Raw genomic sequence first — 14334 nt, 5'->3', positions numbered from 1 at the left:
CTGCGTTGGGGCGGGCCCTAATGCCCGGCGTCTCTGGCAGTCGCCGCAGCCTTGGCTGCGGCGCGTTCAGCCCGGTATTTGACGGCGAAGGCCTTGACCTCTTCCATGGAAACAAAGCCGTCCTTGTCGGTGTCGGCCTCGTCGAAGGCGGCGGCCAGCGGCGGGAACAGAGCCACTTCATGGCGGCTGAGTTTGCCATCCTGGTTGGCATCCAGCATCTGGAATTCGCGTCTGGCCTTGATTTCCCCCTTGCTCAAGGCCGCAGGCTCGGCAGCGGTGGTGTCGGGCTCGGCATGGGCCATGGGCAGCGTGAAGGCACTGACCAGCAGTACGGCCATGGCGGCGCGCAGCAATGGGGGGCGGTTGATGTCTCGGTTGATTTTTGGAAAATCCATCCGGATCAGATGGGGGCAGACGGCCGTTGTGCAAGAGACGAGTGCGTGCAGGCCCTGTTTTTTTACTGTTTTTTCCTGGACCGGACTTGTGCCCAAGCCGTCCGGGGCTGGAGTGCAAATCCCGGAGATCAGGGGTTGGAGATGCCGCTGTTCACATGACCTGCAGGCACATGGCGGGCGGCCGAGTGCACATGGCCGCTTTGGTCGTCAAAGAAGAAATCGGGCTCGAACTCGCGCAGAAACGGGCCTTTCTCCAGGCCGCCGAGGAACATGGCTTCGTCCACCGTAATGCCCCAGTCCAGCAGCGTGCGCACGGCGCGCTCGTGGGCCGGGGCGCTGCGTGCGGTGACCAGGGCCGTGCGTATGCGCATGGTCTTGGAGGCATCCGCCTGCTGCTGCAGCCGGTTCAATGCGGTCAGCAAGGGCTTGAACGGCCCGTCGGCCAGAGGCGTTGCCGCATGCGATACCTCGTGCTGCAGGAAGGCGGGCAGTCCGCCTTCCTGGTAGATGCGCTCGGCGTCGTCGGAGAACAGCACGGCATCGCCGTCGAAGGCAATGCGCACCTCCTCTGGGTAGCGGTCGCCTGCGGGCGTGGCGTCGGTCATCACCCTGGCGGCGGGAAAGCCGATGGACAGGGCCTGCTGCACATCGGCAGCGTTGGCGGACAGGAATAGGTGGGCGCCCAGTGGCCGCAGGTAGGAGAACGGATCGCGCCCGCGCGTGAACACGCCGCGCTCTATGCGCATGCCGGCCTCCTTGGCCGAGGCGAAGACGCGCATGCCGCTGGCCGGATCGTTGCGCGAGAGCATGACGACTTCCACGCGTTGCACGTCGGTGGTGTTGAAGGCCAGGAGCTTTTGCACCAGCGAGAAGGCGATGCCAGGCCGCGCGTGCTGGTGCACGAGCTCAAGCTGGCGGCGCATGTAGGCCTCCTCATCTCCGGCTTCGAACAGGCGGTTCTCTTCCTCGAAGTCGAACAAGGCGCGCGAGGAGATCGCGACCACCAGCTTGTCCTGCAATGTGACGGCCATGGCTTATTTGACGAATTGGTTGAGCTGGATGATGGGCATGAGCACGGCCAGCACGATGAGCATGACGATGAGCCCCATGGCGACGATGAGCAGGGGCTCGAGTATGGTGGCCAGATTCATGGCGCGGCGCTGCACCTCGGTGGACAGCTGGGTCGCCGCGCGCTGCAGCATCACGGGCAGTTGCCCGGTCTGCTCACCCAGGCGTGCAAACATCGAGACCAGGCCCGGAAAGCGTTTCTTCTGGGCCAGGGCCGAGGCCAGCGGAGCGCCTTCGCGCACCAGAACCAGGGCATCCATGGCGTCGGCACGCATGGCGCGGTTGTTCAGCGTTTCGGCCGCCGCCTGCAAGGCCTTGAGAATCGGGACCCCTGCGCCAGCCAGCATGGCCAGCGTGCCTGCAAAGCGCGCCGCGTTGTAGCTGCGCGCCATGCGTCCTATGAGCGGAAGATGAAGCCACCAGGCGTCGAAACGCTCGCGCATCGCAGGATTCCTGAGCGCGGTTCTGAAGAGCACGATGCCCGCCATCAGGGCGCAGAGAATCGCCCAGCCATAGTGACGCACGGCATCGCTGACGGTCAGCATGGCCACCGTGAGCATGGGCAGGGCGCGTTTGGTGCCCGCGAACACGCTGGCCACCTGGGGTACGACATAGCTCACCAGAAACAGCACGATGGCCATGGCCACCAGGGTGACGATGGCCGGATAGAGCGCGGCACCGATGAGTTTCGACTGCAGCGCCTGGCGCGCTTCGAGGTCGTCGGCCAGGCGCTCCAGCACGGGCCCCAGGCTGCCGCTGGACTCGCCTGCACCGATGACGGCGCAGAAAATATCCGAGAACTCGCGCGGGTGCTGGGCCAGGGCACGCGCAAAGGTCGAGCCTGCATTGACCTCGGCGCGCAGCGCGGCCATCAGATGGTGCTGGCGTGCGTCGTCGGTCTCGTCGGCCAGCGCCGCGAGTGCGCGCTCTATGGGCAGGCCTGCTGTGACAAGTCCTGAAAGCTGGCGTGTCCAGATCGCCAGCCCCGTGGAGCTCAGGGTGGGGCGTGACAGCCAGGAGCCGGAGCCGCCTTGCAATTCGTCGGAGGCGCCCGCAGCGACCAGGCTGACGGCCATGGGCACCAGGGCCTGGGAGCGCAGCAGGCTGCGCGCGGCACGTGCATTGTCGGCCTCTATCGTTCCCTTGCGGGTATGGCCTTGTGCGTCCAGAGCTTCGAAGGAATAGGCGGGCATGTGCGCTATTGAGCGATTGGCGTGTCGATGAGGGGCGGGAAGTCGATGGTAGCCGCTGGAGATGACATCTGGCGTCAAGAGCAGATCAAACCATGGCTTTGCGGTCTGCGCCGGCGGCCCACCTGTCCCGGTCGGAGACTATCTCATGCGCGCAGTCTCTGGAAATGCAGGCATTCATTGTTTCAGGATAAGTACCATGACAAGTGCTTGCGGTATACCTTTGGGTTTCGCATGAAATGAGATGCTGATGAGGACGAAAAATGCTTAAGAACAAAGTGGCTCTGATAACCGGCGCAGCTTCCGGCATAGGGCAGGCCATTGCCCTGACATGGGCACGTGAGGGTGCGCGCGTGGTGGTCTCCGACATCAACGCCGAGGCGGGCCAGCAGACCGCAGACCTGGTGCGCGACCTGGGCGGCGAGGCGTTCTTCCTGCAGGCCGATGCGGGCAGCGCCATCGACCACGAGGAGCTGGTGGCCCAGACCCTGCGCCACTTCGGCCGTCTGGATGTGGCCTGCAACAACGCGGGCATAGGCGGAGCCAAGGCCGCCACGGCCGACTATCCGCTCGATGCCTGGGAGCAGGTGCTGCGCATCAACCTGTCCGGTGTGTTCTATGGTTGCAAATACCAGATCGCAGCCATGCTGCAAAACGGCGGCGGCTCCATCATCAACATGGCATCCATCCTCGGAGCCGTGGGCTTTGCGGGCTCGCCTGCCTACGTGGCGGCCAAGCATGGGGTGCTGGGCCTGACCAAGACGGCGGCACTCGAATATGCAGTGCGCGGCGTGCGCGTGAATGCCGTGGGACCGGCCTTCATAGAAACACCTCTGATAGAGCGCCTCAAGCAGGACGAGGCCGCTTATGGGCAGCTGGTGGGTGCCCATCCGGCGGGGCGTCTGGGCAAGGCCGAGGAGGTGGCCGAGCTCGTGACCTGGCTGGCCAGCGACAAGGCCAGCTTCGTCACCGGCTCCTACTACCCCGTGGATGGAGGCTATCTGGCGAGGTGAGGCCTGGAACATGTTCCAAGCCTTGGGGACAGTGCCTTTGCGGGCGGTCTGCAGCGTTGCGAATCCCATCCCGCAAAGACACTGGTGCGCCGCGAGGAGATCGTGAACAAGCTCTTAGCGCCCCAGGGCCTGGGCCGTGAGCTCCAGTGAGCGCAGGCGCAGGCCGCTGTCGAACACGTCGCTGACCAGGATGAGCTCGTTGGCCTCGGTGTCGGCCTGCAGCTTTTGCAGCCGCTCGCGCACCCGGTCCGGGCCGCCGATGGCGGCCACGGCCAGAAAGTCGCCAATGGCCTGGCGCTCGCGCTCGCCGAGCTGGGCCGCATAGTTCTCCAAGGGCGGAGCAAGCAGGCCGCGCCGGCCCGTGAGAATGCCCAGCACGCGCTGGTAGGTGCTGCTGGCCAGGTATTCGGCTTCCTCGTCCGTGGTTGCCGCAATCACGGGCGCGCCCACCGCCACATAGGGCTTGGCCAGTTGGGCCGAGGGCTTGAACAACTGGCGATACAGCTGCACGGCCTGGTAGAGCATGCGCGGCGCAAAGTGCGAGGCGAATGCATAGGGCAGGCCCAGGTGGGCGGCCAACTGGGCCGAGAACAGGCTGGACCCCAGCAGCCAGATGGGCACATTGGTTCCGGCGCCCGGCGTGGCCACGAGTTGCTGGCCGGGCTGGGCCGGTGCCAGCAGACGCTGCAGCTCCAGCACGTCGCGCGGAAAGTCTTCCTCGGTTTCCACGCGGTCGCGGCGCAGGGCGCGCATGGTGGGGCCGTCGGTTCCTGGTGCACGGCCCAGGCCCAGATCGATGCGGCCCGGATAGAGTTCGGCCAGGGTGCCAAAGGCTTCGGCCACGACCAGGGGCGCATGGTTGGGCAGCATGATGCCGCCCGAGCCCACGCGAATCCTGGAGGTCGCCCCGGCGATATGCCCGATCAGCACGGCCGTGGCCGAGCTCGCAATGCCGGGCATGTTGTGGTGCTCGGCCAGCCAGTAGCGCTCAAAGCCCAGCGCCTCGGCCTTGCGCGCCGTGGCGACGGCAATCTCCAGGGCCTGGGCCACGCTGCCGCCTTCGCGCACGGCCACCAGGTCCAGCATGGACAGTCGAACATTCTCAAAGGATTTCATCATCTGCTCTTTATTCAAAAAACATAGCTGAAAGCGCTCACCGGATCAGCGCCTCGACGCTATTTCCTTGCTGCAGGTAATGCCCAGCACAAGGCACCAGGCCAGGGGCAGCATGGCGGCGGCGAAATGGCTTTCGCCCTGCTGTATGGCGAGCCAGGAAATGGGCAGGGCGATCAGGGCCGACACGCGTATCAGGCGGCGCAGAAAGGGCGTGGACAGCCGCGACTTGAAGCCGTACAGGCCTAGGTAGCTGACCACGCAGAACGCGGCGATCCAGAGAAAGAACGCGCCGCCGTAAGCTGCGCTCCAGGCGCTCAGGGTTTGAAACATGCGAATCATTGTGGCAAAGCCTGAAGGCCTTTGCCGGGCAGGTTGATAGGCCGGTGTCGGGAGGCCCCAAAGAGCAGGCCCGCCGAGGGGCGGGCTGCTCAGTCCCCGGTGACGCGCAGCACCTCTTCGCGCGTGGTGATGCCTTCGCGCACCAGGCGTTCGCCGTCCTCGCGCATCAGGTGCATGCCTGCGGCCATGGCCGTCTCGCGTATCTCGGCCTCGCTGGCCTGGCGGTGGATCTGGGCGCGGATGGCATCGTCCACGACCAGCAGCTCAAAGATCCCGGTGCGGCCACGGTAGCCGCTGGGCTCGTCGGGCGCACTGCGGCGCACCAGGCGCTGGGCCAGCACGCCCAGCAGCGAGGACGAGAGCAGAAACGGCTCCACCCCCATGTCGATCAGGCGGGTCACGGCGCTTGCGGCGTCGTTGGTGTGCAAAGTGGCCAGCACCAGGTGGCCGGTGAGCGAGGCCTGGATCGCGATCTGTGCGGTTTCGAAGTCGCGTATCTCGCCGATCATGATCACGTCCGGGTCCTGGCGCAGCAGGGCGCGCAAGGCCTTGGCGAACGTGAGCTCGATCTTGGCATTGACCTGGGTCTGGCCCACGCCGGCGAGCTCGTACTCGATGGGGTCTTCCACGGTCATGATGTTGCTGCGGCTTGCGTCCATGCGTGACAGCGCCGCATACAGCGTGGTGGTCTTGCCCGAGCCCGTGGGGCCGGTGACCAGCACGATGCCGTGGGGCTGGGCCGTGAGGCCGGTAAAGCGCGCCAGGGTCTGGCCCTGCATGCCCACGGCCTCGAGGCTGAGCTTGGAGCTGCTCTTGTCCAGCAGGCGCAGCACGGCACGTTCGCCATGGGCGCTGGGCAGGGTGGAGACGCGCACGTCGATGGCGCGCGTGCCCAGGCGCAGGCTGATGCGTCCGTCCTGGGGCAGGCGTTTTTCGGAAATGTCCAGATCGGCCATGATCTTCAGGCGCGAGATCAGGGCTGCGTGCAGGGCGCGGTTGGGCTGTACGACTTCGCGCAGATCGCCGTCCACGCGAAAGCGCACACTGGAGTGGCGCTCGTAGGGTTCGATGTGGATGTCGGATGCGCCGTCGCGCGCGGCCTGGGTCAGCAGCGCGTTGAGCATGCGGATGATGGGCGCGTCGTCGGCCGTCTCCAGCAGGTCCTCCACGGCGGGCAGCTCCTGCATCATGCGCGAGAGATCGGCATCGGACTCGACCTCGCTGACGACCAGGGCCGCACTGGATTCGCTTTGCGAATAGGCGGCGCTGATGCGATGGGCCAGCGTGCCGGCGTCCAGCATCTGCCACAACTGCACGCCGTATTTGCGCTGCACTTCGGAGAGGGCCTGCCAGTCGGGGGCCGGGCCGTGCCAGAGCACGGGCTGCTGGCCGTCGTCCTCGATCAGCAACTGGCTGCTGCGCGCAAACGAGTAGGGCAATAGGTAGCGCATAGGTGCTTACAGCGTGCCCGGTGCGGCAGGTGCTGGTCCCGGTGCGGGCGCCGCAGGCTGGCCCGCGGGTCTGGTGAAGTCCTCGAGATCGGACTTGGCGCCCGGGACGATGACCATGTTCGGCTGGATCAGCGAGGTGGCGGATTGGGGCAGGACGGCGGCACCGTCCACATGGCGCAGCATCAGATTGGGCTCGGGCTGGGCGGCCTGTTGGGCGCCGCGTATGGCGTCGTAGCGGTCCAGCGAAAGCTGGCTGGAGGCGCTGGCGTCGCGCAGCACCATGGGGCGCAGAAACACCATGAGATTGGTCTTCTTGCGCGAGCGCGCGGTGTTGCGGAACAGATTGCCCAGGATCGGAATATCGCCCAGCAGGGGAACGCGCTCCTGGCTTTGCTGGTATTCATCGGCAATCAGGCCGCCGAGCACCACGATGCCGCCGTCCTCGACCAGCACATTCGACTCTATGGAGCGCTTGGTCGTGGTGGCGCCGCTGGCGCTGGTGGCCGTGCCCTGCTTGACGGCCGAGCTTTCCTGGTAGACGGCCATCTTGATGGTGCCGTTCTCGTTGATCTGCGGGCGTATGCGCAGCAGCGTGCCCACGTCCTTGCGTTCGTAGGTGGTGAAGGGGTTGACCGTGCCGCTGGTCGAGGTGTTGGTGTAGGAGCCCGTGGGAAAGGGCACGTTCTCGCCGACCATGATGCTGGCTTCTTCATTGTCCAGCGTCATGAGGTTGGGGGTGGACAGGATGTTGGTGTCCGCATCGCCCTGCATGAGGTTGGCCAGCGCTCCCAGGCTGGTCGTGCCGTTCACGGTCTGGGTGAAGCCCAGGTTCATGCCCTTCATGCCGGTCAGGGCTGCGGCACTGGTGGCGTCGGTCGTGCCGTTGTTGATCAGGCCGTCAACGGCGCCCGAGAGGCCGAAGATGTTGGAAATGCCGGTGACCGAGGTGCCGTTGCCCAGCACGCCAACGACGCGGCCGCCGCTCTGGATGATGGAGCTCCACTGCACGCCGAACTGCGCTGCCTTGTCGGCCGAGACTTCGACGATCAAGGCCTCGATCAGGACCTGGGCACGGCGCCCGTCGAGCTTGTCGATGACGGCGCGCAACTGGCGGTAGAGGGGGGCGGGTGCGGTGATGATCAGCGAGTTGGTCGTGGGGTCGGCCTGGATCATGCCGCCCGTGGAAGGCTGCTGGGCCGTGCCGAATCTGGAGCTGGGGCCGCTGGCTCCGCCGCCCAGGCCCATGGTGGCACTGCCGTCGGTGCCGCGCGAGATCACGGCCTGTTGGGCGCCGCCACCGCCACCGCCGCCGCCTGCGGCTGCCGCAGGTGCGGCGCCGGGCTGGCTGCTCAGGGCACTGGCCGCCGTGGCCTGGGCGCTCATGGCCGCGCGCAGCGTGGTCGCCAGGGCCGTGGCATCGGCATTCTTGAGGTAGACCACATGGATGTCGCCCTGGTCGCTGGTGTGGTTGATGGCCGGCTGGTCAAGGCGTGCGATCAGCGAGCGCGCCTGGGCCAGCCGGGCCGGGTTGGCCGCGCGCAGCACGATGGAGTTGCTGCGCGGCTCGGCCAGAAAGGCGGTCTTGAAGCCGTTGTCGGTCTGGCCCGGCGTGGCGCCGGCCGCAACCGCCGGGCCGGCACTGCCGCCTTCGAGCAGGCGTGACACCAGGGCCACCATGTCCGAAGCCACGGCATGGCGCAGCGGGATGACCTCGACGTCGGTGGCGTTGGAGACATCCATGGTCGCCACGATGCGCGCAATGCGCTGCAGGTTGTCCGCGTAGTCGGTGATCACCAGGGAGTTGTTGCCCGGGTTGACGTTGATGGTGTTGTTGGGGCTGATCAGCGGGCGCAGCACGGGCACGAGGTTGTTGGCGTTCTCGTAGTTGAGCTTGAAGATCTGGGTCAGCACCTGACCGCCGGCCGGCCCTCCCGAACGCCCGCTCTGGGCCACGGCGACCTCGCTGGCCTGCAGCTTGGCATCGGCCTCGGGAATCACCTTGTAAAGCCCGGCGGACTCGATCACGGTAAAGCCCTGCAGGCGCAGCGCGGCCAGAAACTGCTGGTAGGCCATGGCCGGCGCCACGGGCTTGTCGGTGAGCAGGGTGATCTGGCCCTTCACGCGCGGATCGACGACCACGTTGCGGTTGGTGATGGCGGCGATGGCACGTGCCACGGCCTCGATCTCGGCACCATTGAAGTTCAGCGTCACGGGCTCGCCGGGACGCAGGCTGGGCGTGGCCGGGCTCTGGGCATGAATGCCGGGGCTGGCGCAGGCCAGCAAAGCACAGACGGCGAGGGAGTGCAGGGCGCTTCGCAAAGGCTTGGCGCAGGGCTGAAAAGTCATGTGTTCAACCAAAGGTGATGATGGAGCGTGCGCCTTGGCGCCGCCCCAGGATATTGAGCAGGTTGGAGAGCGCAGCTTCGCGCTCCGGGCTGGAGGAGGCCTCGCCCTGGAAGTGCAGGCGCTGGCCCGTCCATTGGCCCTGGCCGTTGAGCAGCAGGTCGCCGCTCTGGGTGCTCAGCAGCAGCCTGGGGCTGCTGCCGCCTTCTATGTCGAGCCGGTAACTGCCCAGAAGGCGCAGTGGCGAAAGCCGTGAGGAGACGGCCAGGGCTTCGAGTCTGAGCCGGCCCTGGCTGCTCCAGCGGCCGGCTCTCCAGTGCAGTTGCCAATCCTGGGGCGCAAGGCGCAACTGGCCTTGCAGGTCCAGGGTGTTCCAGGGCGTGCCCAGACCTGCGAGCAGGGTGGCGGGCCAGCGGCTGTCGCTGTCGCCGACTCGCAGGCTCAGCGCCTGCCAGCCCGGCCGGATGTCCATCTGCACAGGGCCGGACAGTGTGCAGCAGGCGCTTTGCAGCTTCAGCCTGGCACCGGTCAGGTGCGGCTGCAACTGCCACTGCAGGCGCGTGGGCAGGCCTGCGCGGTCGCGGCTGCCGGCGCCTCCCGTGAGCACCAGGGCGGCCGAGCCATTCCATAGCGTGCCCTGGGCTTGCTGCAGCAATACCTGGCCCTGGGTGGCGCGCTCGATAGCGTGGCCGAGCCAGGAGGCCGGGGCCCAGATCACGGCGCTGGCGAGCAGGCCGGCGCAGGCCCCGGCCAGTGCCCAGCCGCGCGGTGAGCGGGCCGTGGCCTCGTGGGGGCGGGGGAGTCGGCGGCTTGTCATCAGGACTTGGCGGCCGGCAGATCCAGCATGAGCGTGCCGTTCCAGTGCAGGGTCTGGTCTTCGCCGGGGCTGCGCTGCAGCTTCATCTCGGCGGGCAGGGCGTGGGTGTTGCTGCGCACCTGGGCCAGCCAGCGCGAGAGCGCTGGCGCGGGTGTGCTCTTGAGCGTGATCTGGGCGCGGTCGCCGAGCCAGTTGAGCTGGGCCGAGGTGCCGAGCTCGGTGCTCAGCGAGCTTTGCAGCAAGGCCTTGGCATCGCCTATCAGTGGCTGGGCCTGGGCGCGCAGCTGTTCGGCCTCGGCCTGCCACTCGCGCATCTGGGCCAACTGGGCATCGGCCTGGGCATGGCGTGCGGGTGCGCTGCGCAGACTCTGCAGGGCTGGCGCGAGCAGCACCCACCACAGCAGGGCCAGGCCGACGATGGCAGCTGCGAGCAGCACCAGGTTCTGCTCGCGCCGGCCCAGGCCGCGCCAGTGTGCGGTGGCGCGGTTCTTGAACTGGGCCAGTGGTGGATGGCTCATGGTCGGCTCTCCGCACTCAGCAGCCAGTCGCTGCCTTCACTGTCCAGGCGGTAGCCGCTGCCGGCCAGGCGCTCGCGCGCCTGTTCAAGCGCTTCGGGCGGAAGGTTGGCGAGCTGCAGGCGCAGCTTGCGCTCCTGGTAGTCCAGGGACTGCGCGACCTGGCCTGCGGGCAGGGCCTGGGCTGCGGCCGTGAGCATGGGCTCCAGGTCGTCGGTGGCGAGTGCGCCCGAGCTCTGGCGCAGCAGCGCAAGCTCGCGCTGCATCTGCAGCGGCGCATCGACGATGACGGGAATCTGGGGGAAGCTGCTGCTCAGCGTGGCGCGCACCTGCTGCTGCTTGGCCGCAATCGCGCGGTTCTCCTTCCAGGCCCAGGCGTTGAGGCCTATGACCTGGGTCAGCAGGGCCAGCACCGCACCCCAGCGCGCGGCACGCCATTGGGGCGTGCGCCAGAAGCTTTGCCAGCCTTCGAGCAGGCGGCGCAGGGCCCGGCTCTGCCCGCCCAGGTCCAGGTCGAACTGGGCCAGGTCCCAGGCCTGGGCCGCTGCGGCTAGGCCGCGCTGGGCTTCGGTCTGCAGGCTTACGGGGTGGTTCAGGGTCTCGGCCGAGGCGGCCAGGGCCGGGTCGGCCAGCAGCGGGGTTTCGGGCGGCAGGTCCTGGAGCAGGGCCTGGGTGGCCAGAGGGGCCGTGTGCTCGGCATGGCCGGTGTTCAGGGGCAGGCAGGCCAGGGATTCACGGCCACCCAGGCCTGTGGCCAGCAGCCAGGCGGATTCAGGCGAGCCCATGGCCCACAGCTGGGCCTGGGCCGAGGGCGCGCAGGCGGGGACGATGCGGCCTACGCTGTGGCCTTCGGCCTCCAGGGCTTTGAGGTGCTGGAGCAGCCACGGCTTGTCGCAGGCCGCAACCCAGCAGGGCTGGCCGGCCCGGGCGCCGGGCTGCAGTGCGAGGTGCAGATGCACGGGTTCGTCGAGCAGGCGTTCTTCGAGCAGGCCTTCGAGCACGGCGCGCAGCTTGGGCTGATGGCGGCGTGAACTCAGGGAAAGTCCTTGGGGCAGGGTCACCAGATGCCAGGAAAGGGCCTGGTGGGGGAGCACGGCGACGATCTGCCCCGCGCGTCCCGCAGCCGGGAGCAAGGCGGCACTGGCATGGCCGTGGCGATCGACGTTCAGACCGTCACTGCTGAGCGCGTAGGCGTAATCGCCACCCGCTTGCGCAGGGAGGTAAAGAATCAAGGTGCTCATGCGAAACAAATCATTGTAGGAGGGCTATGTGACAGCTTTGTTGTAATGCGTGGCGCTATCAGACAAGCCTCAATCCGCGCGTTCGCGCCATATCGTACTCACGTTCAAGTCGTTGCGGTATAGCGTTGAACGCTCGCTGATCACGGTCTCCCCGAGCCGCAGGCGGCCGTAGGCCTCGAAGTAGCGGGTGAACACGGCATAGCTGCTGGGGCTGAGCTCCTTGGCCAGGCCCAGGGTGCGGCTGGCGTCGGACAGCGTGCGCAAGGGCCGGGAGGCGCGCATCTGCACGAGCTGGGTGGCCTGGGACCAGGACAGGTCCTCGGAGTTCGCCCAGATGACTTCGGCACTCGCCGTGTTGAGGTTCACGGGCGTGCTCTCGGGCAGCAGGACCAGATAGGGTTCGAGCCGGGTCACGGCCTGGGGCGGCAGGCCCAGCCAGGCCAGTTGGGCCAGGGTGCGCGGCATCAGCGGCACGTTGCCGTCGGCCGTGGTGCTGGCCGCAGAGCGTAGCGACTGCGCGATCTGCTGGGCATAGGAGGTGGGCAGGCCCAGGCGCTGGCACAGGCGCGTCAGGGGGCGCAGGCTCTGGGCATCGTCGGGCGGGGCGTTGATGATGTTGCGCAGGTTCAGGCGCGATTGCAGGTCCGTGATCTGGCCTGAGAGAAAGGCGTCCTGCATGTCGGTCAGGCCGTCGTCGATCTGGCTCACGTTCTTCTGGGCGGCGAGAAAGGTCGTGAGGCGCGCTTCCTGCAGCGGCACGGCCCAGGGCTCGCCCAGATGGTCTACGGGCTGGTTGCGCGTGGAGCGCGCATCCTCGACGAGGATGACGCGTGACCAGTCCAGTGCGCCCAGCAACATCCAGGTCGCCTGGGAGCGGTTGCGCTCTGCGGTCTCTACCTCGACGGCCCGCCATTGCTGCCACAGGGCTGCGGCTGCAAAAGTGGCCACCAGGGTCACGGTGAGCATGGCGGCCAGCAGGGCTGCGCCTGCCTGGGCGACTTGGGAGGCGGCGGGGAAAGGCGTGGTGCGGCTCATGAGCGCTGGTTGGATCGCAAGGGGTTGACCCAGTCCATGGTGATGCGGCCTGCGACGGCGCTGCCCTCGGGCAGGGTCAGCTCCAGGCGCACGCCGTCGGGCAGGCCGGGCAGGGAGCCGGGCTTGCCCGCATTGCCCGGCGTGTTGGGCGTGCCAGGGGTGACGGGCGTGCCCGGCGTAGGCGGCAGCTGGGCGTTGTCGTCGCCGGCAGACTGGGGATGGGTCCAGGCGTTGTTGCGGTAGTAATAGAGCTGCCACTGGGCAAGCGGTATCAGGGCCACCTCGCCCTGGCGCAGATCGTCTGCAGGGCTGCGCCCCCATTGCGCGGCCTGGCTCCAGGCCTGGCGCCACTGGGCGCGCGTGCGCAGGGGCGGGGACTGCCAGCGCAGCCAGTGATTCTGGCCGTTGTGCTGGCGCCGCGCCCAGGCCACGACCAGGGCGCCTTCGTCGATGAGGGCGCTGCTCTTGCGCGTGAGCCGCAGCACCTGGCCGTCCCAGTGAATGGCCTGGGTCTGCTCCAGCGGCATGAGCGCGTCCAGATCGGCATTCCACTGCGCGAGCACGGTCTGCAGCGCAATCAGCTGCTGACCGCGCTCGCGCGTGGCCTCCTGGGAGCGGGCCATGCCATCCAGGCCGCGCCAGCTCATGAGCGCCAGCAGCGCCATGATGGCGATCGCCACCATGAGCTCCACCAGCGTGAAGCCGCCTGCGGTTCCGTGCCGAGTGCAAGACCTGGAGTAGCGCATGGGGTGATTCAATAAAAAGAGAGCTGCCAGCGCTTGCCAGTATTGGAAATCAGATCGAAACTCATCTGAAATCCATATGTAGAAGGCGCTTGCAGCTCATTCATTAATAGCGCCCCACGATGGTGGAGATACGCAGCACCGGATGGGCGCTGGTGCTGACCTCGGCATCCACGCGCCGGAAGCTGGGGTTGGGCGTGGGGCGCACGGCCAGTTGCACGATGAAGGCAGCTCCGGCCTGCACGCAGGTACTGCTGCTGTCGCCTATGGGCGGCATCTGCTGGGACAGGCGCATGCGCACCAGCTCGTTTTGTGCGCACTGCTGGGCCAGCAGCACATCCGACTGGCGCTGGGCGTTGAGCGTGAGCGCCGAGGTGGCCTGCAGCCCGGCCAGCAGGGCAATGCCCACGATGGCCAGGGCCACCATGACCTCGATCAGCGTGAACCCGCGCCGGAGCCGGCGGCGCGGCGGGCGATGAAGAGCAGGCCTCATGGCAGCGACTCTACAGAGAACGGCTGCAGGCCGTCGGTGAACACGCGCAAGGGCGCATTGCCCGAGGACGGCAGCGACAGCACGACGGCCTGGGGCGGCAGCAAGGGCTCGGGCCCCAGGACCAGCGGCGTCGTGGGCTGTACCTGCACGCCCGCAGACAGCCAGGCCGTGGGCAGGGTCGAGGTCGAGGGCAGGCCTTCGAAGCGAAAGCCCTGGGGCGTGGGCCGCCAGAGCACGGGCCGGCCGCTGGCCCTGGCCTGGGCGCGCGCAGAATCCAGCAGCGCAGCCAGGCGCTCGGCCTCGCGCTCCAGCTGGGCCTGGCCGCTGTCGCGCATGGCCACGGCCACCCCGGCCGTGGCCAGCGCAATGATGCTGATCACCACCAGCAACTCCAAAAGCGTGAAGCCGCGTGCTCTGCCCTGGCTAGACATGATGGAGGCCATGGTCAGATGCGGTCAAAACCATGCCGGGAATGGAGAGCTGCCTGCGCTGACGCTGGGAAGGTTTTGCCAAGGCAAAACGTGACCCTTTTGGGGCAGTGATCGCATGCAGTGAGGGAGCGCGGGGGGAATGTT

15 protein-coding genes are annotated in these 14334 nt (G+C 67.4%); 1 reads left to right on the top strand and 14 read right to left on the bottom strand.

Going from position 1 to position 14334, the window contains the following annotated elements; translation table 11 throughout:
- Positions 1-17: 17 nt before the first annotated feature.
- The 3 genes from G486_RS21355 to gspF all read right to left on the bottom strand — a co-directional run bounded on the left by G486_RS21355 (position 18) and on the right by gspF (position 2656).
- Positions 18-395, bottom strand: coding sequence for an EF-hand domain-containing protein (locus G486_RS21355; protein WP_051303037.1), 378 nt, complete (start codon positions 393-395; stop codon positions 18-20).
- A gap of 128 nt (positions 396-523) precedes the next feature.
- The gene (locus tag G486_RS0102555; RefSeq protein ID WP_027014122.1) at positions 524-1426 is read right to left on the bottom strand and encodes a 5'-nucleotidase; all 903 of its coding nucleotides are present in this window, start codon (positions 1424-1426) and stop codon (positions 524-526) included.
- A gap of 3 nt (positions 1427-1429) precedes the next feature.
- Positions 1430-2656, bottom strand: a complete 1227-nt coding sequence (gene gspF, locus G486_RS0102550; protein WP_027014121.1) for a type II secretion system inner membrane protein GspF — start codon at positions 2654-2656, stop codon at positions 1430-1432.
- A gap of 260 nt (positions 2657-2916) precedes the next feature.
- Between gspF and G486_RS0102545 the strand changes: the two genes are divergently transcribed.
- The gene (locus G486_RS0102545; RefSeq protein WP_027014120.1) at positions 2917-3666 is read left to right on the top strand and encodes an SDR family NAD(P)-dependent oxidoreductase; all 750 of its coding nucleotides are present in this window, start codon (positions 2917-2919) and stop codon (positions 3664-3666) included.
- A gap of 114 nt (positions 3667-3780) precedes the next feature.
- Here G486_RS0102545 and G486_RS0102540 read toward each other — a convergent pair whose 3' ends face one another.
- The 11 genes from G486_RS0102540 to G486_RS0102485 form a co-directional block, all read right to left on the bottom strand.
- The gene (locus G486_RS0102540) at positions 3781-4782 is read right to left on the bottom strand and encodes an LLM class flavin-dependent oxidoreductase (protein ID WP_027014119.1); all 1002 of its coding nucleotides are present in this window, start codon (positions 4780-4782) and stop codon (positions 3781-3783) included.
- A 45-nt stretch (positions 4783-4827) separates the two neighbouring features.
- Positions 4828-5112 (bottom strand): hypothetical protein, encoded by a 285-nt coding sequence (locus G486_RS0102535; RefSeq protein WP_245587221.1) that lies wholly within the window; start codon positions 5110-5112, stop codon positions 4828-4830.
- A 98-nt stretch (positions 5113-5210) separates the two neighbouring features.
- Positions 5211-6572 carry a GspE/PulE family protein gene (locus tag G486_RS0102530; protein WP_027014117.1) on the bottom strand — a complete coding sequence of 454 codons (1362 nt, stop codon included), beginning with the start codon at positions 6570-6572 and terminating at the stop codon, positions 5211-5213.
- 6 nt (positions 6573-6578) lie between these two features.
- Positions 6579-8918 (bottom strand): type II secretion system secretin GspD, encoded by a 2340-nt coding sequence (gspD, locus tag G486_RS0102525; protein WP_027014116.1) that lies wholly within the window; start codon positions 8916-8918, stop codon positions 6579-6581.
- Between the two features lie 4 nt (positions 8919-8922).
- A complete protein-coding gene (gspN, locus tag G486_RS0102520; protein WP_027014115.1) occupies positions 8923-9732 on the bottom strand; it encodes a type II secretion system protein N in 810 nt (269 codons plus the stop codon).
- Positions 9732-10250 carry a type II secretion system protein GspM gene (gene gspM, locus G486_RS0102515; protein WP_084454989.1) on the bottom strand — a complete coding sequence of 173 codons (519 nt, stop codon included), beginning with the start codon at positions 10248-10250 and terminating at the stop codon, positions 9732-9734. Before gspM ends, gspN begins: the two co-directional genes overlap by 1 nt.
- A complete protein-coding gene (gene gspL / locus G486_RS0102510) occupies positions 10247-11488 on the bottom strand; it encodes a type II secretion system protein GspL (RefSeq protein ID WP_027014113.1) in 1242 nt (413 codons plus the stop codon). The genes gspM and gspL overlap by 4 nt, the downstream gene beginning before the upstream one ends.
- Positions 11489-11557: 69 nt before the next feature.
- Entirely contained in the window at positions 11558-12523 is a 966-nt protein-coding gene (gene gspK, locus G486_RS0102505) for a type II secretion system minor pseudopilin GspK (protein WP_027014254.1), read from the bottom strand.
- The gene (locus tag G486_RS21350; RefSeq protein WP_051303035.1) at positions 12520-13269 is read right to left on the bottom strand and encodes a PulJ/GspJ family protein; all 750 of its coding nucleotides are present in this window, start codon (positions 13267-13269) and stop codon (positions 12520-12522) included. Before G486_RS21350 ends, gspK begins: the two co-directional genes overlap by 4 nt.
- A gap of 103 nt (positions 13270-13372) precedes the next feature.
- On the bottom strand, positions 13373-13759 hold the full coding sequence (gene gspI, locus G486_RS0102490; protein ID WP_027014112.1) for a type II secretion system minor pseudopilin GspI: 387 nt from the start codon (positions 13757-13759) through the stop codon (positions 13373-13375).
- Positions 13756-14202, bottom strand: a complete 447-nt coding sequence (locus G486_RS0102485; protein WP_034386413.1) for a GspH/FimT family pseudopilin — start codon at positions 14200-14202, stop codon at positions 13756-13758. The genes gspI and G486_RS0102485 overlap by 4 nt, the downstream gene beginning before the upstream one ends.
- Positions 14203-14334 lie beyond the last annotated feature (132 nt).

Origin of the sequence: Comamonas composti DSM 21721 (assembly GCF_000429845.1) — a bacterium.
GTDB lineage: Bacteria > Pseudomonadota > Gammaproteobacteria > Burkholderiales > Burkholderiaceae_C > Comamonas > Comamonas composti.
The sequence above is the reverse complement of the archived record's forward strand: the minus strand, read 5'-3'. Positions and strand labels throughout refer to the sequence as shown.